This window comes from Streptomyces ziwulingensis (genome assembly GCF_039542605.1).
Classification (GTDB): Bacteria; Actinomycetota; Actinomycetes; order Streptomycetales; family Streptomycetaceae; genus Streptomyces; species Streptomyces ziwulingensis.
On the sequence record NZ_BAABIG010000030.1, the window covers coordinates 1 to 25,440 of the forward strand.

Annotated in this window: 20 protein-coding genes; 10 read left to right on the top strand and 10 right to left on the bottom strand. The window is 71.3% G+C overall.

The genetic code is table 11. The annotated features are described in order from the left end of the window. Positions 1–187: 187 nt before the first annotated feature. From ABEB00_RS17055 to thyX, 3 genes are all read right to left on the bottom strand, one after another. Complete coding sequence (locus ABEB00_RS17055) at positions 188–1,873, bottom strand: ribonuclease J (protein WP_345620567.1); 1,686 nt, start codon at positions 1,871–1,873, stop codon at positions 188–190. A gap of 161 nt (positions 1,874–2,034) precedes the next feature. After that, positions 2,035–2,934, bottom strand: coding sequence for a 4-hydroxy-tetrahydrodipicolinate synthase (gene dapA, locus ABEB00_RS17060; protein WP_345620568.1), 900 nt, complete (start codon positions 2,932–2,934; stop codon positions 2,035–2,037). 228 nt (positions 2,935–3,162) lie between these two features. Next, positions 3,163–3,903 (bottom strand): FAD-dependent thymidylate synthase, encoded by a 741-nt coding sequence (thyX, locus tag ABEB00_RS17065; RefSeq protein WP_345620569.1) that lies wholly within the window; start codon positions 3,901–3,903, stop codon positions 3,163–3,165. Positions 3,904–4,148: 245 nt separating this feature from the next. On the opposite strand from thyX, the gene ABEB00_RS17070 reads away from it, so the two are divergent. Then, positions 4,149–4,388, top strand: a complete 240-nt coding sequence (locus ABEB00_RS17070; RefSeq protein ID WP_345620570.1) for a hypothetical protein — start codon at positions 4,149–4,151, stop codon at positions 4,386–4,388. A gap of 122 nt (positions 4,389–4,510) precedes the next feature. Continuing rightward, positions 4,511–5,065 (top strand): hypothetical protein, encoded by a 555-nt coding sequence (locus ABEB00_RS17075; RefSeq protein ID WP_345620571.1) that lies wholly within the window; start codon positions 4,511–4,513, stop codon positions 5,063–5,065. 44 nt (positions 5,066–5,109) lie between these two features. Here the strand turns inward: ABEB00_RS17075 and ABEB00_RS17080 are convergent, their stop codons facing one another. From ABEB00_RS17080 to eccD, 6 genes are all read right to left on the bottom strand, one after another. After that, positions 5,110–5,574 (bottom strand): tetratricopeptide repeat protein, encoded by a 465-nt coding sequence (locus ABEB00_RS17080; protein WP_345620572.1) that lies wholly within the window; start codon positions 5,572–5,574, stop codon positions 5,110–5,112. Between the two features lie 13 nt (positions 5,575–5,587). Continuing rightward, the gene (dapB, locus tag ABEB00_RS17085) at positions 5,588–6,340 is read right to left on the bottom strand and encodes a 4-hydroxy-tetrahydrodipicolinate reductase (protein ID WP_345620574.1); all 753 of its coding nucleotides are present in this window, start codon (positions 6,338–6,340) and stop codon (positions 5,588–5,590) included. Positions 6,341–6,372: 32 nt separating this feature from the next. Then, a complete protein-coding gene (locus tag ABEB00_RS17090) occupies positions 6,373–7,752 on the bottom strand; it encodes a M16 family metallopeptidase (protein ID WP_345620575.1) in 1,380 nt (459 codons plus the stop codon). Continuing rightward, a complete protein-coding gene (locus tag ABEB00_RS17095; protein ID WP_345620576.1) occupies positions 7,749–9,965 on the bottom strand; it encodes a polyribonucleotide nucleotidyltransferase in 2,217 nt (738 codons plus the stop codon). Before ABEB00_RS17095 ends, ABEB00_RS17090 begins: the two co-directional genes overlap by 4 nt. A gap of 331 nt (positions 9,966–10,296) precedes the next feature. Continuing rightward, the gene (gene rpsO, locus ABEB00_RS17100; RefSeq protein WP_345620577.1) at positions 10,297–10,584 is read right to left on the bottom strand and encodes a 30S ribosomal protein S15; all 288 of its coding nucleotides are present in this window, start codon (positions 10,582–10,584) and stop codon (positions 10,297–10,299) included. Positions 10,585–10,799: 215 nt separating this feature from the next. Next, a complete protein-coding gene (gene eccD, locus ABEB00_RS17105) occupies positions 10,800–12,257 on the bottom strand; it encodes a type VII secretion integral membrane protein EccD (protein ID WP_345620578.1) in 1,458 nt (485 codons plus the stop codon). Positions 12,258–12,564: 307 nt separating this feature from the next. Between eccD and eccCa the strand changes: the two genes are divergently transcribed. From eccCa to ABEB00_RS17135, 6 genes are all read left to right on the top strand, one after another. Continuing rightward, the gene (gene eccCa / locus ABEB00_RS17110; protein WP_345620579.1) at positions 12,565–16,509 is read left to right on the top strand and encodes a type VII secretion protein EccCa; all 3,945 of its coding nucleotides are present in this window, start codon (positions 12,565–12,567) and stop codon (positions 16,507–16,509) included. 137 nt (positions 16,510–16,646) lie between these two features. Continuing rightward, on the top strand, positions 16,647–17,051 hold the full coding sequence (locus ABEB00_RS17115; protein ID WP_345620580.1) for a hypothetical protein: 405 nt from the start codon (positions 16,647–16,649) through the stop codon (positions 17,049–17,051). A 335-nt stretch (positions 17,052–17,386) separates the two neighbouring features. Further along, a complete protein-coding gene (locus ABEB00_RS17120) occupies positions 17,387–17,710 on the top strand; it encodes a DUF397 domain-containing protein (RefSeq protein WP_345620581.1) in 324 nt (107 codons plus the stop codon). Between the two features lie 149 nt (positions 17,711–17,859). After that, positions 17,860–19,794, top strand: a complete 1,935-nt coding sequence (locus tag ABEB00_RS17125) for an ATP-binding protein (RefSeq protein ID WP_345620582.1) — start codon at positions 17,860–17,862, stop codon at positions 19,792–19,794. A gap of 107 nt (positions 19,795–19,901) precedes the next feature. After that, complete coding sequence (locus ABEB00_RS17130; protein ID WP_345620584.1) at positions 19,902–21,239, top strand: SUKH-4 family immunity protein; 1,338 nt, start codon at positions 19,902–19,904, stop codon at positions 21,237–21,239. 89 nt (positions 21,240–21,328) lie between these two features. Further along, positions 21,329–21,682 carry a hypothetical protein gene (locus ABEB00_RS17135; RefSeq protein ID WP_345620585.1) on the top strand — a complete coding sequence of 118 codons (354 nt, stop codon included), beginning with the start codon at positions 21,329–21,331 and terminating at the stop codon, positions 21,680–21,682. Between the two features lie 55 nt (positions 21,683–21,737). Here the strand turns inward: ABEB00_RS17135 and ABEB00_RS17140 are convergent, their stop codons facing one another. After that, positions 21,738–22,196 (bottom strand): hypothetical protein, encoded by a 459-nt coding sequence (locus ABEB00_RS17140; protein ID WP_345620586.1) that lies wholly within the window; start codon positions 22,194–22,196, stop codon positions 21,738–21,740. A gap of 74 nt (positions 22,197–22,270) precedes the next feature. On the opposite strand from ABEB00_RS17140, the gene ABEB00_RS17145 reads away from it, so the two are divergent. Both ABEB00_RS17145 and ABEB00_RS17150 read left to right on the top strand, forming a co-directional pair. Further along, complete coding sequence (locus ABEB00_RS17145) at positions 22,271–22,957, top strand: hypothetical protein (protein ID WP_345620588.1); 687 nt, start codon at positions 22,271–22,273, stop codon at positions 22,955–22,957. 288 nt (positions 22,958–23,245) lie between these two features. Further along, positions 23,246–25,440: WXG100-like domain-containing protein (locus ABEB00_RS17150; RefSeq protein ID WP_345620590.1), on the top strand; the 2,195-nt coding region annotated here is incomplete at its 3' end.

Sequence of the window (25,440 nt, forward strand, 5' to 3'; positions counted from 1 at the left end):
TTCCCTTTCCGGCGGTTCCGACTTTATCAGAAGTTCTGAGTCGGATTTTCCGCTCCCGGGGCTCCGAACCAGCGAAGTGGTCGGGTGCCCGTCCGAGCGGAGTTGTAAACCTACTGGAGCGGGGCGCCTCGATGCAAATCGAGGCGCCCCGCTCCAGGTCGAGGCGGACTTGGCGTCCGGCGCTCCGTCAGACCTCCACCACCACGGGGAGGATCATCGGCCGGCGCCGGTAGGTGTCCGAGACCCACTTGCCCAGGGTGCGGCGGACCAGTTGCTGCATCTGGTGCGGCTCGACGACACCGTCCCGCGCCGAACGCTCCAGCGCTTCGGTGATCCGGGGGATCACGTCGGTGAAGGCCGAGTCCTCGATGCCGGAGCCGCGGGCCTGGATGTGCGGGCCCGCGGTGATCTTTCCGCTGGACGAGTCGATGACCGCGAAGACGGAGATGATGCCCTCGTCCCCGAGGATCCTGCGGTCCTTGAGCGCCGGTTCGCGTACGTCGCCGACGGAGAGGCCGTCGACGTAGACGTATCCCGCCTGGACCTTGCCGGAGATCTTCGCCTTGCCGCCGACGAGGTCGACGGCGACGCCGTCCTCGGCGATGACGATGCGGTCGTGCGGGACGCCGGTCAGGGCGCCCAGCTCGGCGTTGGCGCGCAGGTGGCGCCATTCGCCGTGGACCGGCATCAGGTTCTTCGGTCGGCAGATGTTGTAGAAGTACAGCAGCTCGCCGGCCGAGGCGTGGCCCGAGACGTGGACCTTGGCGTTGCCCTTGTGGACGACGTGGGCGCCCCAGCGGGTCAGACCGTTGATCACGCGGTAGACCGCGTTCTCGTTGCCCGGGATGAGGGACGAGGCCAGGATGACCGTGTCGCCGTCGACGATGCGGATCTGGTGGTCGCGGTTGGCCATCCGGGACAGGGCGGCCATCGGTTCGCCCTGGGAGCCCGTGCAGACCAGGACCACCTGGCTGTCGGGCAGGTCGTCGAGGGTCTTGACGTCGACCACCAGGCCCGGCGGGACCTTCAGATAGCCCAGGTCTCTCGCGATGCCCATGTTGCGGACCATCGAGCGGCCGACGAAGGCGACCCGGCGGCCGTACTCGTGGGCGGCGTCGAGGATCTGCTGGATGCGGTGGACGTGGCTGGCGAAGCTGGCCACGATGATCCGCTTGCCGGCGCCGGCGAACACCTGGCGCAGGACACCGGAGATCTCCCGCTCGGGCGGGACGAAGCCCGGAACCTCGGCGTTGGTGGAGTCCGCGAGGAGGAGGTCGATGCCCTCCTCGCTCAGGCGCGCGAACGCGTGCAGGTCGGTGAGGCGGTTGTCCAGCGGGAGCTGGTCCATCTTGAAGTCGCCGGTGTGCACCACCATGCCCGCGGGGGTGCGGATGGCGACGGCCAGGGCGTCGGGGATGGAGTGGTTGACCGCGACGAACTCGCAGTCGAACGGGCCGACCCGCTCCCGGTGCCCCTCGGAGACCTCCAGGGTGTAGGGGCGGATGCGGTGCTCCTGGAGCTTGGCCTCGATCAGGGCGAGGGTCAGCTTGGAGCCGATCAGCGGGATGTCCGGCTTCTCGCGCAGCAGGAAGGGGACGCCACCGATGTGGTCCTCGTGCCCGTGGGTGAGGACGATGGCCTCGATGTCGTCGAGACGGTTCCTGATGGACGAGAAGTCCGGCAGGATCAGGTCGATCCCGGGCTGCTCCTCCTCGGGGAAGAGCACTCCGCAGTCGACGATCAGCAGGCGGCCGTCGTACTCGAAGACCGTCATGTTGCGGCCGATCTCGCCGAGACCGCCCAGGGGTGTGACCCGCAGGCCGCCCTTGGGGAGCGGCGGCGGCGTGCCCAGTTCAGGGTGCGGATGACTCAAAAGACTCTCCTCAACCACACACGCCACGTACCGGAGAGGCACGTGGCGCGCGTGACATTCGTGCAGAAGCAATTGTCAGGGTCGTGTGCGGGCACCGGTGGCCCGTCGATTCTGTTGGGAACTGCGATTGTGAAGTCGTACAAGCCTTGCGAAGTCTGTTGTCAGAGCTTTACCCCGCCGGCGGCAAGATCGATCTTGAGTTGTTCGGTTTCCTCGGGCGTCAGCTCGACCATGGGAGCGCGCAGCGGGCCGGCGGGCAGGCCCTGGAGGGCGAGCGCGGCCTTGCTCGTCATGACGCCCTGGGTGCGGAACATGCCGGTGAAGACCGGGAGCAGCTTCTGGTGGATCCGTAGAGCCGTGTGCACGTCGCCGGCGACGAAGGCGTCGACCATCGCGCGCAGCTCGGGGGTGACGACATGGCCGACGACCGAGACGAAGCCGACCGCGCCCACCGAGAGCAGGGGCAGGTTCAGCATGTCGTCGCCGGAGTACCAGGCGAGGCCGGAGTGGGCGATGGCCCAGCTCGCGCGGCCGAGGTCGCCCTTGGCGTCCTTGTTGGCGACGATCCTCGGGTGCTCCGCGAGGCGGACGATGGTCTCCGTGTTGATCGGGACGCCGCTGCGACCGGGGATGTCGTAGAGCATGACCGGCAGCCCGGCCGCGTCGGCGACCGACTTGAAGTGCCGGTAGAGGCCCTCCTGCGGAGGCTTGTTGTAGTACGGGGTGACGACGAGGAGGCCGTGGGCGCCCGCCTTCTCGGCGGCGCGGGCCAGCTCGGTGCTGTGGCGGGTGTCGTTGGTGCCGACTCCGGCGACCACGTGGGCGCGGTCGCCGACCGCGTCCACCACCGCGCGTACGAGATCCGCCTTCTCCGTGTCGCTGGTGGTGGGCGACTCGCCGGTGGTGCCGTTGACGATCAGGCCGTCGTTGCCTGCGTCCACCAGGTGGGCGGCGAGCCGCTGCGCGCCGTCGAGGTCGAGTGCGCCGTCCGCCGAGAACGGCGTGACCATGGCGGTGAGGACCCGCCCGAAGGGGGTCTGCGGAGTGGAGGTCGGAGCCATGGGCTACACGCTACTCGTTGCTCGGTGCGGGGTCTGCCCTCGGGGGAGGCGGCAGCTCGCCGGAGAGCGGAGCCCGGCACTGCCTGCTCGGGGGTTCAAGCAGTGCCGGGTCCGTCTGATCAGGCTAGATGAACTTCTCGAAAGCCCGCAATACGGACACTTCTGCGGCCGATGCGTACATCTGTGCCCTGCCGGGGCGGCACAAGGGCTCCGAGGTGCTCGGAAACGTTACGGGGCCACGCGTCCGTTGCCGTTGAAAGCCGCGTGGGTGAGCGGCATCAGCCGGGCCCACTCGGCCTCCATCCTCTCGCCGGCCATCTCGATCTCCCGCTGCGGGAAGGACGGCACCCTGGCCAGTTCGTGCTGGGTGCGCAGGCCGAGGAAGTGCATCAGCGAGCGGGCGTTGCAGGTGGCGTACATCGAGGAGTAGAGGCCGACGGGCAGCACCGCGCGGGCGACCTCGCGGGCGACGCCGGCGGCGAGCATCTCCTGGTACGCCGCGTACGCCTGGCGATAGGAGTCGGCCATCGCGCGGGCGGTCAGCTCCTGCTGGGCCTCGGTGCCCTCGACGAAGCGGTACTTGCCGGGGCGGCCCTCCTGGACCAGCTTGCGCGCGGCGTCGGGGACGTAGAAGACCGGCTCCAGCTCGCGGTAGCGGCCGCTCTCCTCGTTGTACGACCAGCCCACGCGGTGCCGCATGAACTCGCGGAAGACGAAGATCGGGGCGCTGATGAGGAAGGTCATCGAGTTGTGCTCGAAGGGGCTGCCGTGGCGGTCCCGCATCAGGTAGTTGATCAAACCCTTGGAGCGCTCGGGGTCCTTCTTCAGCTCGTCCAGGGACTGCTCGCCGAGGGTCGAGACGCGGGCGGCGAACAGCACGTCGGCGTCGGCGGCGGTGTGCTTCACCAGCTCGACGGTGATGTCGCTGCGCAGTTCGATCTTGAAGCCGTCTTCGGGCGTATCGGTCACGGTGTGGAGGGCCTTCCGGGTCTTGTCGCTTGCGGACGCCACTCTACGGCCCGCCAAACGGGGCGATCCCGGCGCGGCTGCCATGAAGTCGGTGAAACAGGGCACGTTCGACAGGGTTCGTTCGTCTGTACAGATGACGACGGACGACGGACGACGACGCTCGATGCGAGTCGTTGATCCGCGCCGACCATCCGGGTCGATGATCCGCACTGTTCCGGACGACTCCAGAAAGGGAGACCTCCTCCATGTTCCGCCGGCGTGAACCCGTCCCGTTCGCCTTCGTCGCCGAGGCCGACGCGTTCCGCAGCAATGTCACACCCCCTCCGCGTGAACGGGCGTCGGTCGGCCAGCTCGCCGGGCGCTGGCTGCTGGGGCTCACCGTCGTGGCCGGGCTGGTGGGCGCCCTGGTGATCGGGATGCCCGCGCTCTCCCTCGACCACTCCACGCGGCACGACCAGCAGTCGCAGGCCACCGACGACCGCTGAGCCGTCCCGGGGCACGCCGCGCCGCGGGTGACTCCATCCGGGCACCCGAGGGTGGTGACCGGGGACACAGGTCGATAACCTCACCGGGCACTGCCCACGCATGGAGCGAGTGAGGACCAGCCGTGCCCCTAGCCTTCCTGACGGCCGACCGCGCCTTCGAGACGGTCGACGACGTCGCGCTGCCGTACGACGACCGGGATCTGTGGCGGCGGCCCTACCGCCCCGGGCCCTGGCGGGTGGGGGCGTCCGCGCTGCTGCTGCTGTTCGCCTCGTTCGTGCTCTTCGCGGCCGTCCTCATCGCCGTGACCGGCGGCGTCGGCTCGGCGGGCGTGGTCTTCGCCGTCGCCCTGGTCGTCGTCGCCTGCGCCCTGCGGCTGCTGCGCATGGGGGTGTGGGTGAGCGCGCGGGGACTGCGCCAGGTGGGTTTCCTGCGCACCCGCACGGTGCCCTGGCAGCAGGTCGTCTCCGCCCGTACGGTGCAGCAGCCGGTGCGCTGGCTCGGCCTGCCCCGGACCCTCCAGGGGCAGGCGCTGCTCCTGCACCGCCGGGGGCGTACCGGGAACGTCCTGCCGCCGCTGCTGACCACGCACGACGCGGACTTTTTGGCCCGGCCGGAAGCCTTCGACCGGGCCGCCGACGCCGTGGAGGCGTGGGCGGCGGAGTACAAGCTCGGCTGACCCGATGGCCCGCTGACCCGATGGCCCGCCGGCCCGGGGTCGGGTCAGGCCGTTCCGATGTACCCGGGGTCCTTGCCGTCGTGCAGGGCGATCGCCCGCTGCATCGCCTTGCGGGCGCGCGGGGTGTCCCGGGCGTCGTGGTAGGCGACGGCGAGGCGGAACCAACTGCGCCAGTCGTCGGGCGCGTCCTCCGTCTCGGCCTTGCGGCGGGCGAAGACCTCGTCGGCGGAGTCCCGGTCGACGCGCCCGTCGGGGGTGCGCCTCAGCTCGTCGACGGGCAGCGCGCCCTCGGCGTCCAGTTCGGCGGCGAGGGCGTTGGCCCGGCGGACGAACACCGTGTTCTTCCACAGGAACCACAGGCCGATGGCCGGCAGCACCAGCACCGCGACGCCGAGCGTGACGGTGAGGAGCGTGCCGGCCTCGATGAGCAGTACGCCGCGGCTGCCGACCAGGGCGAAGTAGAAGACCAGGACGGCGGCCGTGACGGCATAGGTGATCTTGGCGCGCATGAGGGTCAGGGGCTCAGTTCAGGTCCAGGAAGTGTTCCAGGCCGAAGGTGAGGCCGGGAGTGGTCACCACGCGGCGGGCGCCCAGCAGGATGCCGGGCATGAAGCTGCTGTGGTGGAGGGAGTCGTGCCGGACGGTGAGGGTCTCGCCCTCGGCGCCCAGCAGGACCTCCTGGTGCGCGAGCAGGCCGCGCAGGCGGACCGCGTGCACGGGGACGCCGTCGACGTCGGCGCCGCGGGCGCCGTCCAGCGCGGTGGCAGTGGCGTCGGGCGCCGGGGCGACGCCTGCCTTCTGCCGGGCCCGGGCGATGAGCTGGGCGGTGCGCGTGGCAGTGCCGCTGGGGGCGTCGACCTTGTTCGGGTGGTGCAGTTCGACGACCTCGACGGACTCGAAGTACGGCGCGGCCAGTTGCGCGAACTTCATGGTGAGCACGGCCCCGATGGAGAAGTTGGGCGCGATGAGGACGCCCGTCTCCGGGGAGCGGTCCAGCCAGGTGCCGAGCCGTGCGAGGCGCTCGTCGGTCCAGCCGGTGGTGCCGACGACCGCGTGGATGCCGTGGCGTACGCAGAAGTCGAGGTTGTCCATGACCGAGGCGGGGGTGGTCAGCTCGACGGCGACCTGGGCGCCGGCCTCGGTCAGCTTCTCCAGGTCGTCGCCGCGGCCCAGGGCGGCGACCAGTTCCAGGTCCTCGGCGGCCTCGACCGCCCGTACCGCCTCGGAGCCGATGCGGCCCCTGGCGCCGAGCACCGCCACGCGCAGCTTGCTCATGTCGCTTGCTTCTTTCTCGAAAGAGGTGGCCGTCAGGCGACGGCGTCGTGCAGCCGTGCCGCCTGCTTGTCCTTCAGCGGGCCGATGACCGACAGCGAGGGCCGCCGGCCCAGGATGTCGCGGGCCACCTCGCGGACCTCGTCCGGGGTGACCGAGGCCATCCGGGCCAGCATGTCGTCGACCGAGAGCTGCTCGCCCCAGCACAGCTCGCTCTTGCCGATGCGGTTCATCAGGGCGCCGGTGTCCTCCAGGCCGAGGACCGTGGAGCCGCGGAGCTGACCGATGGCGCGCTCGATCTCGTCGTCGCTGAGGCCGTGCTCGGCGACCTGGTCGAGTTCGTCGCGGCAGATCCTGAGCACGTCGTGCACCTGGGAGGGCCGGCAGCCCGCGTAGACGCCGAACAGGCCGCAGTCGGCGAAGCCGGAGGTGTACGAGTACACGCTGTAGGCCAGGCCGCGCTTCTCGCGGACCTCCTGGAAGAGGCGGGAGGACATGCCGCCGCCGAGGGCGGTGTTGAGGACGCCCAGGGCCCAGCGCCGGTCGTCGGTGCGGGCCAGGCCCGGCATGCCGAGGATGACGTGGGCCTGCTCGGTCCTGCGGCCGATCAGCTCGACCCGGCCGGCGGTGCGCAGGGCGCGCCGGCCGTCGCGCGGGGCGATCGGCCGGGCCGCGGCGTCCCCGAGGGCGCCGGCCTTCTCGAAGGCGGCGCGGACCTGGCGTACGACCTTGGCGTGGTCGACGTTGCCGGCGCAGGCCACCACCAGGTGGGTGGGGTCGTAGTGCTTCTTGTAGAAGCGGCGGATGCGGTCGGCGGTGAGGGCGTTGACGGTGTCGACCGTGCCGAGGACCGGGCGACCGAGGGCGTTGTCGCCGAACATGGTGTGCGCGAACAGGTCGTGCACCCCGTCGCCCGGGTCGTCCTCGGTCATGGCGATCTCTTCGAGGATGGCGCCGCGTTCGACGTCGACGTCCTCCTCGCGGATGAGCGAGCCGGTCAGCATGTCGCAGACGACGTCGATGGCGAGCGGCAGGTCGGTGTCGAGCACCCGTGCGTAGTAGCACGTGTACTCCTTCGCCGTGAACGCGTTCATCTCACCGCCGACCGCGTCGAGCGCGGCGGAGATGTCCAGCGCGGACCTGCGGTCGGTGCCCTTGAAGAGCAGGTGCTCCAGGTAGTGGGTGGCGCCGTTCAGGGACCGGGTCTCGTCGCGGGAGCCGACGTGGGCCCAGATGCCGAAGGTCGCCGAGCGGACCGAGGGCAGGGTCTCGGTGACGACGCGCAGGCCCCCGGGGAGGGTGGTCCGGCGGACCGTGCCGATGCCGTCGGCGCCCTTGACCAGGGTTTGGGTACGGGCGACGGCCCGCGCCTCCGAAGAGGTGCGGGCCGTCGCCTTGGAGCTGGGGGACGTCACTGGTCGGCGTCGTCCTTCTGCTCTTCGCCCTCTTCGCCCTCGATCACGGGGATCAGGGAGAGCTTGCCGCGGGAGTCGATCTCGGCGATCTCGACCTGGACCTTGGCGCCCACGCCGAGCACGTCCTCGACGTTCTCCACCCGCTTGCCGCCGGCCAGCTTGCGGATCTGCGAGATGTGCAGCAGACCGTCCTTGCCGGGCATCAGGGAGACGAACGCGCCGAACGTGGTCGTCTTCACGACCGTGCCCAGGTAGCGCTCGCCGACCTCGGGCATCGTCGGGTTGGCGATGGCGTTGATCGTGGCGCGGGCGGCCTCGGCCTGCGAGCCCTGGGCGGCACCGATGTAGATGGTGCCGTCGTCCTCGATCGTGATGTCGGCGCCGGTGTCCTCCTGGATCTGGTTGATCATCTTGCCCTTCGGGCCGATGACCTCACCGATCTTGTCCACGGGGATCTTGACCGTGATGATCCGCGGGGCGTTCGGGGACATCTCGTCCGGCGTGTCGATCGCTTCCATCATCACGTCGAGGATGTGGAGGCGGGCGTCACGGGCCTGCTTGAGGGCGGCGGCCAGGACGGAGGCGGGGATGCCGTCCAGCTTGGTGTCGAGCTGGAGGGCGGTGACGAACTCCTTGGTGCCGGCGACCTTGAAGTCCATGTCGCCGAAGGCGTCCTCCGCACCGAGGATGTCGGTGAGGGCGACGTAGTGCGTCTCGCCGTTGATCTCCTGGGAGATCAGGCCCATGGCGATACCGGCGACGGGGGCCTTCAGCGGCACACCGGCGTTCAGCAGCGACATGGTGGAGGCGCAGACCGAGCCCATCGAGGTCGAGCCGTTGGAGCCGAGGGCCTCGGACACCTGACGGATCGCGTAGGGGAACTCCTCGCGCGTCGGCAGCACCGGCACGATGGCGCGCTCGGCGAGGGCGCCGTGGCCGATCTCGCGGCGCTTGGGGGAGCCGACGCGGCCGGTCTCGCCGACCGAGTACGGCGGGAAGTTGTAGTTGTGCATGTAGCGCTTGCGCGTCACCGGGGACAGCGTGTCGAGCTGCTGCTCCATCCGGAGCATGTTCAGCGTGGTGACGCCCAGGATCTGGGTCTCGCCGCGCTCGAACAGGGCGGAGCCGTGCACGCGCGGGATCGCCTCTACCTCGGCGGCGAGGGTGCGGATGTCGGTGACACCGCGGCCGTCGATGCGGGTCTTCTCCTTGATGACGCGCTCGCGGACCAGGGCCTTGGTCAGCGAGCGGTACGCGGCGGAGATCTCCTTCTCGCGGCCCTCGAACTCCGGCAGGAGCTTCTCGGCGGCGAGCGCCTTGACGCGGTCCAGCTCGGCCTCGCGCTCCTGCTTGCCGGCGATGGTCAGCGCCTGGCTCAGCTCGGGGCGGACGGCGGCGCTGAGCGCCTCCAGGACGTCGTCCTGGTGGTCCAGGAAGGTCGGGAACTCGCCGGTCGGCTTGGCGGCCTTGGCGGCGAGGTCGGACTGGGCGCGGCAGAGCACCTTGATGAAGGGCTTCGCGGCGTCCAGACCGGCGGCGACGATCTCCTCGGTGGGCGCCTCGGCGCCGCCCGCGACGAGCTGGATGGTCTTCTCGGTGGCCTCGGCCTCGACCATCATGATCGCGACGTCGCCGTCCTCCAGGACGCGGCCCGCGACGACCATGTCGAAGACGGCGTCCTCAAGCTCGGTGTGGGTCGGGAAGGCCACCCACTGGCCGCGGATCAGCGCGACGCGGACGCCGCCGATCGGGCCGGAGAAGGGCAGGCCCGCGAGCTGCGTGGACGCGGAGGCGGCGTTGATCGCCACGACGTCGTACAGGTGGTCGGGGTTGAGCGCCATGATCGTCGCGACGACCTGGATCTCGTTGCGCAGGCCCTTCTTGAAGGAGGGGCGCAGCGGGCGGTCGATCAGGCGGCAGGTGAGGATCGCGTCCTCGGAGGGCCGGCCCTCGCGGCGGAAGAAGCTGCCGGGGATCTTGCCGGCGGCGTACATCCGCTCCTCGACGTCCACCGTGAGGGGGAAGAAGTCGAGCTGGTCCTTGGGGTTCTTGGAGGCGGTGGTGGCCGACAGCACCATGGTGTCGTCGTCCAGGTACGCCACGGCGGAGCCGGCGGCCTGCTTGGCCAGGCGGCCCGTCTCGAACCGGATGGTGCGGGTGCCGAAGGTTCCGTTGTCGATGACGGCCTCGGCGTAGTGGGTCTCGTTCTCCACTATGTTTTTCTCCTCGTCCTCGTCCCTCCTCGCCCGTGTGGCGGGGGGACGGTGGCGGAGAAGCGCTCCGTGCGGTTCTGGCCGGTCTTCGATCGAAGCCCTCGGCGTCTTGTCCCCGGGGGCCACTACCGAGGACCGGCGGCGGCGCGGTGGCGCTTCTCCTCGTTCGGTTCGGTGTGCTTGAGGACGCCCTACCCGCTACGGGCCGCGTCCATCACTGTGAGTCGTACGTCGTGCGTCCTGCTCACACATTACAAAGCTGTGGCGGTCGCGCGCACGTACAGCAAAGGGAGCGGTTCCCGAACATGGGAACCGCCCCCTCCACGGCGTGCTACTTGGCGCCCGCCGCACCGCGGCGGATGCCGAGGCGGTCGACGAGCGCGCGGAAGCGCTGGATGTCCTTCTTGGCCAGGTACTGCAGCAGCCGGCGGCGCTGGCCGACCAGGATCAGCAGGCCACGACGGGAGTGGTGGTCGTGCTTGTGGGTCTTGAGGTGCTCGGTCAGGTCCGAGATACGGCGGGAGAGCATCGCGACCTGGACCTCGGGGGAGCCGGTGTCGCCCTCCTTGGTACCGAACTCGGTGATGATCTGCTTCTTCACTGCGGCGTCGAGAGACACGCGTGCTCCTCTTAGGTCTTTCGGTGGCCTCCGAGCGCCCCCGGTCTGCTACTCGGGGAATCTTCCGTGACTCGGAAGGCGGGGTTCCGCCGGACGCGGTCTCCGGGGCGCCTGAAAGGGCTCCGGGGGTGCGTTCACGAACGGCCGTCACTCAGGTTACCAGTCCGGCGGGGGCCGCCTTCCCGCGCCGGTGCGGCCACGGGGGCGGGCCGGGTTCAGACGCCGCCGCGGACCCTGGCGTAGACGTCGAGGACGGCGAGACAGACCGGGATCAGGGAGAGCAGGACCAGCGAGTCGGCGAGGTCCAGCATGCGGCCCCAGAAGGGGGAGAGTCCCTTGGAGGGCACGATCAGGGCGATCGCGATCAGCAGCAGTACGCCGGCGGCCACCGAGGCGCCGAGCCAGAGGGTGCGGATGTCGACCGGTCCGGAGTTGCCCTTGAGCAGTTCCATGATCACGTCGGTCGGCGGGGAGATCGCCAGGCCCAGGACGAGCAGGCCGAGGGTGACGACGCCGGCCACGAAGAGGCAGGTCACCTGGGCGGTGTAGCGGAAGAGGCGGGCGCGCAGCATCGCGGCGAGGCCGGTGCACAGGGCGAGGAGCTGGGCCCAGCCGTTGTCGCTGAAGCCGAGCACCGCGCCGCCCGCGCCGATGATGACCGCGGCGCAGCCGCCGACCAGGCCGAGGAGGAGTTCGTGGCCGCGGCGGGACTGGGCGACGATGCGCTGGACGTCCACCGCCTCCGCGTCGTCGTCGTTGCCCTCGCGGCGGGCGCGGGCGAGGTCCTCGGGGTTGCGGAAGCCGATGGGCAGCCGGGCGAAGCGGGCGGACCAGCCGGGCAGGAAGCCGACGACGGCGAGCGCGACGACGGCGGTGCCGGCCGCGATCTCCCGGGGCTCGGACTCGAAGAGCACGCCGCAGAAGACCGCGAGCGTGCCGATGGCCGCGGCGAGCGCGGCGGCCACGAACGGCGCGTCGCCCTGCGGGAGCAGCATGATCAGTACGACGGCGAGGAGCAGGACGGCGACGCAGCCGATGAGGAACTGGATCCGCCCGGGGCCCTCCCCCGCGTCCTGCGGGTAGATGCCGGAGCCCGCGATGAGCGCGTGCGGGAGCGCCGAGATGCCGAGCGCGACGGCGGAGCCGCGGTCGTCGTAGACCCGGGCGCGGACGCCGGCGAGCGCCGTCAGGGCCAGGGCGGTGACTCCGGCGAGGATGCCCTGGAGGCCGTGCATGTCGTGGCGGAGCGGGTCCGCGAACCAGAACACGAAGCCGAGCATGACCAGCAGCAGCGCGCCGGAGACCAGGCCGGCGACGCGCATCAGGCCGTCGTTCCAGCTCCGGGTGTCCTGCTTGACCGCGGCGGCGATCGCGTCCACCACGTCGTCGTGGACGGCCGGCGGCAGGGAGTCGGCGAAGGTGCGCAGCAGCAGCACCTCGCCGTCGCGGACCCGGTGTTCGACCAGCGAGCGGCTGGCGTCGAGCACTTGGCCCTCGCGGGTGACGAGGTGGTAGCCGGCGGGGCTGGCGTCGGACTGGGCCAGTCCGGAGAGTCTGACGATCTCCGGGAAGAGGTCCTGGACGGGCAGGTCCTCCGGCAGCGCCACGTCGACCCGGCTGTCCGGAGCCGCGATGGTGATTCGGCAGAAACCTGTCGAAGTCCCCGTGCTCACCTGGTGTTCCCCCCGCTGGACGATGCCGCGTCACGGCCGCTTCACGCCGCTCGTACGACGCGGAGCGCCACCCTATCCGCTGCCGCCCCGGGGGTGGGGGCGCCCTCCCTCGATTCTCTCCTCATCCCTCTGCCCCTCTCCTCATCCCCTCGGCTTCTCCATCCCCTTGGCCCTCCCGCGCACCGGGCGGATCAGTAGGATCGACGCCTACGCGGACGACGCCTACGCGACCGGTCGGGTCGCGGACAACGGGGGCGTCGGTGCAAGGACGTATGAACCACGTCAATCACGAAGGATGAGTGCATCGGTGAGCGTCGTCATCATCAAACGGCCGCCGCGGATACCGCCTCCGGTGGTGCCGGACGGCGAGGTCAAGCTGGAGACGCCACCCGAGATCCCTCGCGAGGGCGACGAGTCCATGCTGATGAACCTGCTGCCCATGATGGGCATGCTGGGCTCGGTCGGCTTCTTCTTCATGCCCAACCTGCCCTCGTACATGCGAGTGGTCGGCGGGCTGATGCTGGCCTCGACGCTGGCCATGGCCATCGCCCAGTACGCCAAGTCACGGCAGGGCGGCGGGGCGGGGATGGCCCAGGACCGGCGGGACTACTTCCGCTATCTCGACCAGGTCCGCAGGGAGGTGCACAAGACCGCTGAGCTGCAGCGGCGCAGCCAGCTCTTCCAGCACCCCGAGCCGGACCACCTGTGGGCGGTGGCCGCCGACGGCAAGCGGCTGTGGGAACGGCGGCCGACCGACGCGGACTTCGCCTCGGTGCGGATCGGCAGCGGTGTCCAGCAGCTCAACACCCCGCTGGTCGCCCCGGTCACCGCGCCCAAGGACGAGCTGGAGCCGCTGACCGCCGCGGCCATGAAGGCGTTCCTCGACGCCCACGGCAGCCTCTCCGACCTGCCCCTCTCGGTGTCGTTGCGGGCCTTCTACCACGTCACGATCGGCGGCGAGAGCGAGACCGTCTACGGCAACGCCCGCGCGATCCTGTCCCAGCTCGTGACGCTGCACTCCCCCGAGGACCTGATGGTCGCGGTGGTGGCGCACCCGTCGTCGGCGGCCCAGTGGGACTGGATCAAGTGGCTGCCGCACAGCCAGCACCCGAAGGCCAGGGACGGCGCGGGTTCGGCCCGGCTGCTCTTCGACGACCTCGGGGAGCTGGAGGAGACGCTGGCCGACCAGCTCGACGACCGGCCGCGCTGGAACCGGGAGGCCAACCCCGTCTACGACCAGCCGCACCTGATCGTGGTGCTCGACGGCGGTACCGTGCCGCCGGACTCCGAACTCGCCAGCGCCGAGGGCCTCCAGGGCGTCACCTTCCTCGAACTCGCCCCGGGTGAGCTGGAGGAGGAGCTGCGGGCCGGACTGACGGCGTATGTGAAGCCGGACCGGATGCAGCTCTTCGTCGGCCACGAGTCGGCGTACAGCGGCCGGGCCGACGTGCTCCACCAGAAGCAGGCCGAGTCCCTCGCGCGGCAGCTCGCGCCCTTCCGGGTGGGTTCCGCGGAGGAGGGCGAGCCGCTGCTGTCCAACCTGGACTTCACCGACCTGATGGGCATCGGCGACGCCGGCTCGGTCGACGTCACCCGCACCTGGCGTCCGCGCACGCCGCACGAGCGGCTGCGGGTGCCGATCGGGGTGGGCGAGAACGGCGAGCCGGTCATGCTCGACCTGAAGGAGGCGTCGCAGGAGGGCATGGGCCCGCACGGCCTGTGCGTCGGCGCGACCGGTTCCGGCAAGTCGGAGCTGCTGCGCACCCTGGTGCTGGGCCTCGCGGTCACGCACTCCTCGGAGACGCTGAACTTCATCCTCGCCGACTTCAAGGGCGGCGCGACCTTCGCCGGCATGGCGGACATGCCGCACACCGCGGCCGTCATCACCAACCTCGCCGACGACCTCACCCTGGTCGACCGGATGCGGGACGCGATCACCGGTGAGATGCAGCGCCGCCAGGAACTGCTGCGGACCGCGGGCAACTACGCCAACCTGCACGACTACGAGAAGGCGCGCGCGGCGGGCGCCGCCCTTGAGCCGATGGCCTCGCTGGTGATCGTGCTCGACGAGTTCTCCGAGCTGCTCACCGCCAAGCCGGACTTCATCGACATGTTCATCCAGATCGGCCGGATCGGCCGTTCGCTGGGCGTGCATCTGCTGCTGGCCTCGCAGCGCCTGGAGGAGGGCAAGCTGCGCGGCCTGGACACCTATCTCTCGTACCGGATCGGTCTGCGGACGTTCTCCGCCGCCGAGTCCCGGACCGCGATCGGCGTCCCCGACGCCTACCACCTGCCGTCCATCCCCGGCTCCGGCTACCTGCGCTACGACACCGACACCATGGTCCGTTTCAAGGCGGCCTACGTGTCGGGGGCGTACCACGGGGAGGGTCCGTCCCGGGTGCACCGCTCCACGCAGTTGCGGCCGGCGCTGTTCACGGCGGGCGCCGTGGCGCTGCCGCCGCAGCCGGTGGTCGAGGAGCCGGAGGCCGACGACCGGGTCGACGACGCGCTCGCCGACACCGTCCTGGACGTCATCGTCGGCAAGATGGTCAACCAGGGGCCGCCCGCCCACCAGGTGTGGCTGGCGCCGCTGGAGGAGGCGCCCTCGCTGGAGCAGCTCCTGCCGCAGCTCGCCGTCACCCCGGAGCGCGGCCTGACCGCGCCCGAGTACACGGCGCTGGGCCGGCTGACCGTGCCGGTCGGCATGGTGGACAAGCCGTTCGAGCAGCGCCGCGACGTGCTGTACCGGGACTTCTCCGGCGGCGCGGGCCACGGTCTGTTCGTCGGTGGTCCGCAGTCCGGCAAGTCGACCCTGCTGCGTTCGCTCATCGCCTCGTTCGCCCTGACCCACACGCCGTCCGAGGTGCAGTTCTACTGCCTGGACTTCGGCGGTGGCGGTCTGATCACGATGGACGAGCTGGCGCACGTCGGCGGGGTCGCCAACCGGCTCGACGCCGAGAAGGTCCGCCGCACGGTCAGCGAGGTCGCGGGCATCCTCGGCGCCCGCGAGGAGTACTTCCGCGCGCACAACGTCGACTCCATGCAGACCTACCGGCAGCGCAGGGCCGCGGGGCACCTTCCCGACCAGCCCTGGGGTGACGTCTTCCTCGTCGTCGACGGCTGGGCGTCGTTCAAGACGGACTACGAGATGCTGGAGGCGACCGTCACCGACATCGCGACCCGCGGTCTCGGCTTCGGCGTGCACGTCGTCCTGACCGCCAGCCGCTACACCGAGGTGCGGCCCGCGCTCAAGGACATGCTGCAGAACCGCATCGAGCTGCGGCTCGGCGACCCGACCGAGTCGGAGATCGACCGCAAGGTCGCGCAGAACGTGCCGGCCACCGTGCCGGGCCGCGGTCTGACGACGGACAAGCTGCACTTCATGACCGCGCTGCCCCGGGTCGACGGTTCCTCGGCCACCGAGGACCTCGCGGAGGCGACGACGATCCTCGTCCGCGGGGTCAACGAGAACTGGCCGGGCAGCCACGCCCCGGTCGTCCGGCTGCTGCCCACCGTGCTGCCGTCGGAGCGGCTGCCGAAGGGCTTCGAGCACCCGGAGCGCGGGGTCGCGATCGGCATCGACGAGTCGGCGCTCGCCCCGGTCTTCGTCGACTTCGAGACCGACCCGCACTTCATCGTCTTCGGTGAGAGCGAGTCGGGGAAGTCGGCGGTGCTGCGGCTACTCATCAAGCAGATCACCGAGCGGTACTCGCCGGACCAGGCGAAGATCGTCCTCGGTGACTACCGGCGCGCTCACATGCAGGGCGTCCCGGAGAGCCACCTGTCGCGGTACTGCCCGTCGGCGCCGTCCCTGACGGAGACGCTGGAGGGCCTGGCCGGTTCGATGGGCCGGCGGATGCCGGGTCCCGACATCACTCCCGAGCAACTGCGCAACCGGAGCTGGTACAGCAGCCCGGACGCGTTCGTCATCATCGACGACTACGACCTGGTGGCGACCGGCATGAACCCGCTCTCGCCGCTCCTGGAGTACCTCCCCTTCGCCCGTGACATCGGCCTGCGGGTGATCATCGCGCGCGCCTCGGGCGGTGCCAGCCGGTCGCTGTACGAACCGGTGATGCAGCGGCTGCGCGAGCTGGGCGCCCAGGGGCTCGTGCTCTCCGGCGACCGGGGAGAGGGCGCGCTGCTCGGCAACATCACGCCGACGCAACTGCCGCCCGGACGGGGTTCGTTCCACACGCGGCGGCGCAGCGGGCAGCTCATCCAGACGGGCTGGCTGCCGGCGAACTACTGAGTGCCGGGGCGCGTGCCGGCCCCGGGAGAGGCGGCATCCGGACGGGTGCCGCCTCCTTCACGCGTTGGTTAAGGTGGCCTCGCGGACAGCACGCGGGACATCGCACCGAACAGCAGCCGAACAGCGGGGGGGCAGTTGTGGCCGACGACGGTCTGCAGGCCGATCCGGCGGTCCTCAAGAACGAGGGCTTCCACATGTTCACGGTGGGCCAGGACTTCAGCAAGGCGGTGCAGGCCCTGCAGACGGGCCTGTCCGGCCTCGAAGGCGGCAACGGCGCGACACCGCCCTGGGGCGACGACGACATCGGCGAGAAGTTCGGCGTCGTCTACGAGGGGCTGCGCGACGGCATGTACGAGTCGATGGGCAGCCTGGCCGAACGGCTCGCGGGCATGGGCCTGGCCTTCACCGAGATGGGCGTGCGGCACGAACGCAACGAGGGCGACGAGGACGCGGCCTGGGGCGAGCTGACCTCGCGGTACGACGGCCAGGTGGAGGTGCCGACGGGGGTGCAGGGCACGCTGCGGCCACGGCAGGAACTGTGAGTCGGGGACTGTGAGTCCGTGGGCCTGTGCATCCGTGGGACCTGTGAGTCGGCGGGTCCTGTGAGTCGGCGGGTCCTGTGAGTCGGTGGGTCCTGTGAGTCGGCGGGTGCGGTGTCCGGTGGTTCGGTAGTCCGGTGGTTCGGTAGTCCGGTGGTTCGGTAGTCCGGTGGNAGTAGTCCGCGTGGGTGATCCACCGGTTCCGGAGCGTGAGCGTCGGGGCGCAAGTAGGGTGGGCGCGCACTTGATTCACACATGGATACGTGGAGCGAGGCGGATCGGACGTGGTGCACACGCGGATCGGCCTTGATCCGCACGGCGGGAAGAGGCCCAGCAGCATGACCGAGGCACGCAACGACGAGGCCGGCACCCAGGTCGAGGACGTCAAGGCGCGCAAGGAGCGGGAACGGGACGAGCTGTACGCCCTCGACATCTCCGGCGTCGAGTGGCACTGCGCGCCGGGTACCGAGCAGGACGAGGAGCGCGTGGAGATCGCGTACCTCCCCGAGGGCGCGGTGGCGATGCGCTCGTCCCTCGACCCCGACACGGTACTGCGGTACACCGAGGCGGAGTGGCGGGCGTTCGTGCTGGGCGCGCGGGACGGGGAGTTCGACCTGGAGCCGGGGCCGGGCGAGGCCGGGGCGTCCACGCCGGGCGACTGACGCGGTTCGCCGGGGCGACCGGGACAGGTTCGGGTCCGAGTACCTGCCGGGCATCCGCTCGGAGGTTCCCGGCCCGACGGAGTCCCGACGTAGCCGCCCTTCTCCTTCCGTCCCGCCCCTCGGCGCTCACCCGACCAGGACTGGTTCCCATGGCCCACCCCACCGGCGGCTACGCCCCCCACCCCCACATAGGCGGCCGCACCGCGGTGCTGCGCGCGCTCGCCGCCTGGCGGATGGAGTGGCCCGGCGCCGCGCGCGTCACCGTCCTGACGGGAGCACCGGGCAGCGGGCGCTCGCATCTGATCACCGGGTTCCTGATGCTCTGCGACCCGGAGTACCGCAAACGGCTCCCGCTGGACGAGATGGACCCGTCGACGGTGCCACCGGACCTGGCGGCACCGGCCGTGCCGGCGCCCGCCGGGCGGACGGCGGCCCAGGTGCTGTGGCTGCTCGCCGACCACTTCGGCCTCGACGCCACCAGCACCGACGAGGTGTACGCCGAACTGGCCGCCCTCGCGGACCCGGTGACCGTGGTCGTGCCGGACGTCGACCGGGCCGGTCCGGTGCGGGCGGCCGGCGAACCCGCCCGGCTCGTCCGGGAGGTTCTCCTTCCCCTGGCCGCCACCGGGACGGTCCGGCTGCTGGCCGAGATGGCGCGCCCGCACGCCGCCGAGCTGGCCGCGAGTCTGCCGCCGGGCACCGTACGGATCATCGATCTCGACGCACCGGAGTGGGCCGATCCGGAGGGCCTGGTGCGGCACGCCCAGGCGGCGCTGAATCCGGAGGCCGGGGCGCCCGAGCTGCCGTTCACCGCCGATGAGGCCGCGCGGCTGGCGCTGGGGTCCGCCATCGGGCGCCGGGCCGGGACCAGTCCGCTGGTCGTCCAGCTCGCCGTCAACTGCGCGCTGATGGCACCGGAGGCGTTCGACCCGGCCGACGAGAGCCTGCTGCCGTCCTCCGTCGGTGAGGCGCTCGACCTGCACGCGCGGCGGCTCGGCGCCGACCCGCGGACGCTGCGGCTGATGCTGGCGCCGCTCGCCCTCGCCGAGGCCGAGGGCATACCGGTGCCGCTCTGGCCCCGGCTGGCGAGCGCGGTCGCGGGCCGGGACCTGCGCGAGGCGATCGCGGGCGGGATGCTGCTGGCCGGGCCGTTCGTGACACCGGAGGAAGGCGCGGACGGCGCCGATCCGGTACTTCGGCTGCTGCACCCGGCGATCGGCGACGAGATCCGCGGCGGCCTGCCCAACCTCCGCGCCGCCCAGACGCAGATCGCGATGGCGTTGCTGGAGGCGGTGCCGGAGCAGGACTGGAGCAAGGCCGACCGTTACGTGCGCGACCACATCGCCGGACACACCCTGGAAGCGGGACTGCTGCCGCAGCTCCTCACGGACCCCGGACTGTTCGTGCACGCCGACCCCGTGTCGCTGCGGGCCGCGATCGAGGCCGTACCGCCGGAGGCGCTCGGCGCGCCGGCCCGTACCTATCTGCGTACGGCCCCGCTGCTGACCCGCACCCAGGCGCCCGCCCGGCTGCGGGCCGCCCTGCTGGAGACCGCGTTCGTCGAGGACGGGCTGCCCGAGTACGCCGACGCCCTGGACCGGCTGGGTCTGGACCTGCCGTGGCGGACGTTGTGGAGCGCGCCGGTGGCCGGGGTCAGCGCGGTGACCGTAGGGGTCCTGCCCGGCCCCGAGGGGCAGGACACCCCGGTCGCCGTGCTCGTCGTGCCGGTCGGCACGCCCGCGGCGCGTCCGGTGGGCGATCCCCGCGCGGCGTCCGGCGCCGCGGTGCTGGTCCGCGTGCTGGCGGCAGCCGGCAGTTCCGGTGTCCCCGAGGCCGGCATCGATCCCGGGCTGATCGTGCGTCCGACCGAGGACGAACGGGCCGCCGCGCCGCTGGGGCTGAGCCGGGGCGCCGACTACCTGCGGGTCTGGGACCGGGCGAGCGAGGAGGTGGTGGCCGCGCTGATCTCCGACACGCCGTTCACCGCCGCGGACCTCTCCCCCGACGGCGTCCTCGTCGTCGCCACCGGACGCGGGGCGAAGGCCCTGAGCATCCGTCGAACGGGCGCGGCGCTAGCCTCGTAGGCGCGTATGTACGGTCATGTGAGCACCAGCTTGTGGGCAGGTGCCCGCGGGTCCCCCGCCACTACGCCGCCCCTCTCCCCTCCGACCTTCCTTGAAGGAGTCTCCCCGTGACCAGCCAGGAGCAGGCGCTCGCCATCGCCGACCGTTGGCTCAACCCGGAGGACTCGGTCCGGCCGCGCCGGGAGGTCCGGATGCGGGAGTTCGACCTGGGATGGGCCGTGTGGGCCGCGCCCGCCGCACCCGAACGCGACCCGGAGACCGGGGAGCGGCGGCCGCCCGCCGAGGTCGGCGACGCGTGCGGGGTCGTGGACCGGCGCACCGGCGAGCTGACGCTCTGGCCGTCGGTGCCGGTGGACGAGGTCGTACGGATGTACCGGCGCAAGCACGGGGGTGACGCCGGGGAAGGAGCGCGGGGGGAGGAAGGAACGCGGGCGGTCACCGGGCCCGGGAACACCGCCGTCTTCACCTACACCGACCCCGCCTCGGGCGAGGAGACCACCCTCTTCCGTACCTCCGGGCCGGGGCTGCCGCCCGCCGAGCACCAGGCATGGGCGGACCTGCGGCGCCTGAACGTCCCCGTCGACGCCGTCCTGGCCGTCCACACCGACCTGCGTCCCAGCCTGCTCCCGGGCGGCTACACGGCCGAACTCCTCAACACGTTCCGCCACGCCCAGCTCTCCTGCTCGCAGACATACGGTGCCCGGCCCGAGGTGCGGGCGGAGGGCATCGCCGCGCTGGTCGAGCAGGTGGAGTCCACCCACCGGATCGCGGGGCAGCAGCCGCCGCCCCGCCCGCACCGGGTTCCCGTTCCGGTGCCGGCGCAGGTGACACCCGCGGAGCCACTGCGGGACGTCGCCCTCGGCCACCACCTCGTCGAGGTCTTCGGTCAGGACGGCGTACGCCGTTATGGCGCCGACGACCTCACGGTCGGCCCGCTGCCGGAGGCCACCGCGTCGACGCTCACCTGGGCGGGCCTCCCCGCCGACCTCCCCCTCTTCTTCACCGCCGACCGCCCCGACGCGCCGCCCGCCGGCGGGCTGTTCACCGACGTCGCCACGAACCTGCGCGAGCGCCGCAGCCCGGCCGGCGAGGAGAAGATCGCCGCCTTGGCCCACCTGGTCCGGATCGGCTTCGACGGCGTCGCGGTGGTCGCGGTGCAGTGCCGGCCGGGGACGGGACAGCCGGACGGTTTCGGAGCCGTCTGGGCGGTGGACCCGGTGACCGCCCAGGCCCGTTACCTCAACGTCTCGGCCGCCGCCTTCGCCCGCGCCCTCGCCCTGCTCGCCACCGTACGGCGGCGGATGCGGGGCCTGGACCCGGTCGCGGCCGGTCAGGAAGTGGCGTGGCTGCAGGAGCAGTTGGTGGCCGTGGACGCGTCGGCGCTCGCCAACGCGGAGACCTGGTGGTCGTTGATCGTCGAGCAGATGTGGCACGGGTTGTTCTGACCGGCGCCCCGCCCGCGACTGCCCCCCCTACTTGACGGCATCGAGAGACACCGAGATACCGAGACACCGAGACACCTAGGAGAGCGACCATGGCACCGGACGTCCCGGCCCCCGGCCCCCCGAACACGCCCGAGCAGGCCCTCGACATCGTCCGCAGCCGTTACGCGCAGCCCACGCTGCCGGACGGCTCTCCGGCGGAGCTGCGGGTGGAGGAGTTCGACGTGGGCTACCTGGTGTACACGTACGTGCCGCCCGCCGCGGGCGCCGGCGGTCCGTCTCGGCCCGCCTCGCCTGCCGCACCCGCCACGCCTGCTGCGCCTGCTGCGCCTGCCGCACCCGGTGGCAGCAAGATCGTGGTGGACAAGGAGACCGGAGAGACGGTCACCGTCCCCAACTATCCGACGGAGACGGCCATCGCGCTGTACCGGAGGCAGCGTCGGTAGCGGGCGGCGTCGATGTCTGGTGATCGATCAGTAACGCGGGATCAGTGTCGCGGGATCAGTAGAGGGAGAACCCGCCGCTGTGCCGGCCCTGGTTCTTCTTCCCCTCCTGGGCGGACTGGTCCTGCGGGCCTCCCGGCCGGGGCGGTCCGGAGACGAGGCCGCCACCGGGGCCACCGGGGTCACCGGGGCCACCGGGCGGTGTCTCCCCGCGCCTGAGCTGCTCGCGCTCCTCCTCGGAGAGCGACTCCCACTGGCCGCGCAGGGACGCCATGCCTCCGCCGCCCAGGGCGCGTGCCATCGCGGGGTCGTCCAGGGCGTCACGCAGGTTGAGCCGGCCGGAGAGCATCCGCTTCGCCGCGTCCTGCATCTCCTTGCTCGCGCCGTCGCTTTCCGACAGCCTGCGCAGGGCCGAGTTGAGGGAGCGTATCTGCGCCGGTTCGAGCGCTTCGTCCAGTACACCCCGGTCCGATGGGGTGCCGTGCGGATCGGGTGGGTTGACGGGTTGCCTGGCCATGTCTTCGTCCTCTCCTCGCTGCTCCTCGCGGCTTTCCCGGGCATCCGCAGTATCCCCCGTCACGTACGGATGCCATGCTGACTTCCCCGGCGGACGAGGAGAGGGAGCACGGTGTGATGGCTCGTCCGCACGGCAGCGCGACGGACCGCTTGTCGACCGGGCTGGTCGGCAGGGCCTTCGGCCGCCTCGGGCGCGCGGGCGGGCTGATCTTCCTGCTCGCGGGCCTCGTCCTGAGCGGGTGGGGCGCGTACGAGGGTTCGTACGCTGCCGGTTGGGCGGGCACGCGCGGCACGCTGACCGTGCAGCGGTGCGACGTGAGCTATCCGAACAACGCCTCCCGCAGCAGCCGTAAGAACCGGCGGCCCGTCCGCTGCGAGGGCACGTTCGTGTCCGAGGACGGCGGGGGGCGGGACGCGCATGCCGCGGTGCGGGTCAGACAGCGGTACGCGGCGGGCACCGAACTGTCGACGCAGCGGACGCGGGCGCCGTCGTCCGCCGACGCGACGGACGGCGACTACCTCCAGCCGGGCATGGACCGCGCCTGGCGCTGGTTCGGCGCCTTCTTCGCGGGTTGGGTACTCACTGGGCTCGGCGTCTTCTGCCTGGTCACGGGTTACGCGCCGTTCGGGCACAGCCGGGTGTCGTACGACGCGGCCTGGGAGGCTTCGGGGCGGGGCGCGACACGGCCGGCGGTGCTCGGGATGCTGGGTGTGGGGTTGGTGGGGGCCGGGGTCTCGTTCCTGGTCGGTTACTTCTCCTGAGGGATGGGGTTCGCAGCCGTGGCCCTGTTGCGGCCGGCCCTTCCCTCCCCCGCGACCCCTCGGCCGGAATATGTGGAATATACGGAATGACCTGACCCACCAGATCACTTCGCGGCCGCCCTCACCTTTCGCACACTGTCCTGCTACGGAGTTGTGACAGCGACGCTCAGAAGTCGCGCGTGGGTGATCCGTAGACTGTGCGATCGGCTGCACACCTGTGTGATTCTCCCGACTGGTGGGGGAGTTGTGCCGCCGTGGTGTGCGACGGGGGTGCTTTCCGCTGTGTCGATGATGCTGCCGAACGAACTCGAGTGGGTCCTCGAGATGCTCGGCTACCGCTGGCCGACCGCAGACGAGGACAAACTCCGGGAATCCGCCGCCATATGGCGCAAATTCGGCGATGACGTCATCGAACTGCACACCACCGCCAACAGCAGCGCCCGCACGGTCACCGCCCACAACGCCGGCGAATCGATCGACGCCTTCACCAAGGTGTACGCCAAGTTCGGCGGCGCGGGCGGCTCCGACGGCTACCTCGCCAACGCCTCCCGCGCCGCCTACATCATCGCCACCGTCATGGAGGCCTGCGCCTACCTCGTCGAGTTCGCCAAATGGGCCGTCATCGCCCAGCTCATCGCCCTCGCCATCGAGATCGCCGCCGCGCAGCTCGCCGCGCCCTTCACCTTCGGCCTCTCCGAAGTCGCCGCACTCGGCGCCACCCAGGCCACCCGGCTACTGGTACGCCGGCTCCTCGACGAACTCAAAGAAGCCCTGATGGAGGCCATCGTCGAGGCCATGAAGGAACCCGCGGTCTCGGCGATCGAAGCCATCATCACCGACCTCGTCCGCCAGTCCGTCAACGTCGGCTTCGGCGCACAACAAGGCTTCGACCTCTCCCAGACCGCCAAAGCCGGCGCCCAAGGCGGCTGGGAAGCCATCAAGCAGACCCCCCAGACCCTCGCCGAAGGCGTCCGCGACAGCCTCGGCTCCAAGGCCGGCAACCGCGCACACCACGCCATCGACAGCAGAATCGACGGATACGACGGAGGTACGTCGTCGTCTTCTTCGTCGTCTTCTTCGTCGTCGGACACGTCCGGTGCTGGCAGCGGGGACGGCAACGGGAACGGGAACGGGAACGGTGGCACCGGGGACTCCGGGTCGAACGCCTCTCCGGACTCCTCGTCCACCGCCACGCGTTCGGGCGCCGGCGCGGACATCGGCGGCGGGATATCCGCCGGGTCCGGCGAGGGCGCCCCCGGCACACCCGACCTGGGCAGCGCGCCCAACTCCGGTTCCAACGGTTCACAGAGCCCTACGAACTCGGAGACCTCCTACCCCAGGCCCACCCCATCGACGTCGGCACCCTCCCTGTCCGACTTCGACGATCCCGGCCCCAACAGTCCGTCCCCCAGCACCTCGGAACCCAGCAGTTCCTCCAGCACACCGAGCACCTCCGGCCCGACTCACACCGGCGGCGGCTCCTCGGTCTCCGGCCTGTCCTCACCCACCCCGCACTCGGCCCCCACCCCCACTTCTTCGGGCGGTACGAACACACCCTCCGGCAACGGCAGCATCGGCACCAACATCGACAGCCTCGCCGCCGGCATGCCGACCCAGACCCACACCACCCCCACCCCGACAGCGGACCCCACCACCTCCGCAGCCGGCAGCAGCCGCAGCGACGCCGCTTCCAGCATGCCCACCTCCCCCACCACCGGCAGCAACACGGCCGGAACCGGGGCGGCAGGTCCGCGCCCAGGCGGACACGCCCCCGGCAACAGCTCCCCGTCCACCGGCGTCACCAGCCCCACCCCCAACACGGGCACATCCGCACGGTCCACACCCACCGCCACACCCGGCACCAGCCCCACAGCCGTGAACCCCACCTCTACGACGCCGTCGACTCCCTCGCAGACCACCCGCACACCCGGCACGGAGAGCCGTCTACCCGGCACCGACGCACGCGTGCCCAGTACGACGGACAGCCGCACCCCACCCCAGAACACCTCACCGCGGACCACGCCGGAGCAGACGGCCCCGCGCCCCACGCCGAACCTGGGCAATCAGACCAGCCGGACCCCCGACGGCCGAATAACGAACCAGAACTCCCCCACCCCGGCCCCCGGCACCCCGAGTACCTCCAGCACCCCGCAGAACGACCGCACCGTGCCTCGGGACACCTCCGACCCCACCCGGGGCGACCGCTCTCAGCCCCAGAACACCCCGGGCACCACCGGCACCCGGACCGCTACCTCCACCCAGACCTCCGGTCCGAGCCCGACCACCACCCCCAACCGGGACCAGAGCCCGAACCCCACACAGAGCCGCCCGAACCCGGTAACTTCGAATCCCTCTCCCCAGCCAGGCACCGCCCCTCAACACGCCCCCCATCACGCCCCTCAACACGCCCCTGGCAACCAGACCCAACCCGGTGCCGGCACCGGTACCACCCCCACCCGACCCCCGCACCGCCCCACCGGCAC

Coding starts and splice junctions, on each gene's coding strand:
- dapA (WP_345620568.1), bottom strand. CDS start 2,934: ATGGCTCCGACCTCCACTCCGCAGACCCCCTTCGGGCGGGTCCTCACC.
- ABEB00_RS17070 (WP_345620570.1), top strand. CDS start 4,149: ATGTTCCGCCGGCGTGAACCCGTCCCGTTCGCCTTCGTCGCCGAGGCC.
- ABEB00_RS17080 (WP_345620572.1), bottom strand. CDS start 5,574: ATGCGCGCCAAGATCACCTATGCCGTCACGGCCGCCGTCCTGGTCTTC.
- dapB (WP_345620574.1), bottom strand. CDS start 6,340: ATGAGCAAGCTGCGCGTGGCGGTGCTCGGCGCCAGGGGCCGCATCGGC.
- ABEB00_RS17120 (WP_345620581.1), top strand. CDS start 17,387: ATGACCGAGGCACGCAACGACGAGGCCGGCACCCAGGTCGAGGACGTC.
- ABEB00_RS17125 (WP_345620582.1), top strand. CDS start 17,860: ATGGCCCACCCCACCGGCGGCTACGCCCCCCACCCCCACATAGGCGGC.
- ABEB00_RS17135 (WP_345620585.1), top strand. CDS start 21,329: ATGGCACCGGACGTCCCGGCCCCCGGCCCCCCGAACACGCCCGAGCAG.
- ABEB00_RS17140 (WP_345620586.1), bottom strand. CDS start 22,196: ATGGCCAGGCAACCCGTCAACCCACCCGATCCGCACGGCACCCCATCG.
- ABEB00_RS17145 (WP_345620588.1), top strand. CDS start 22,271: ATGCTGACTTCCCCGGCGGACGAGGAGAGGGAGCACGGTGTGATGGCT.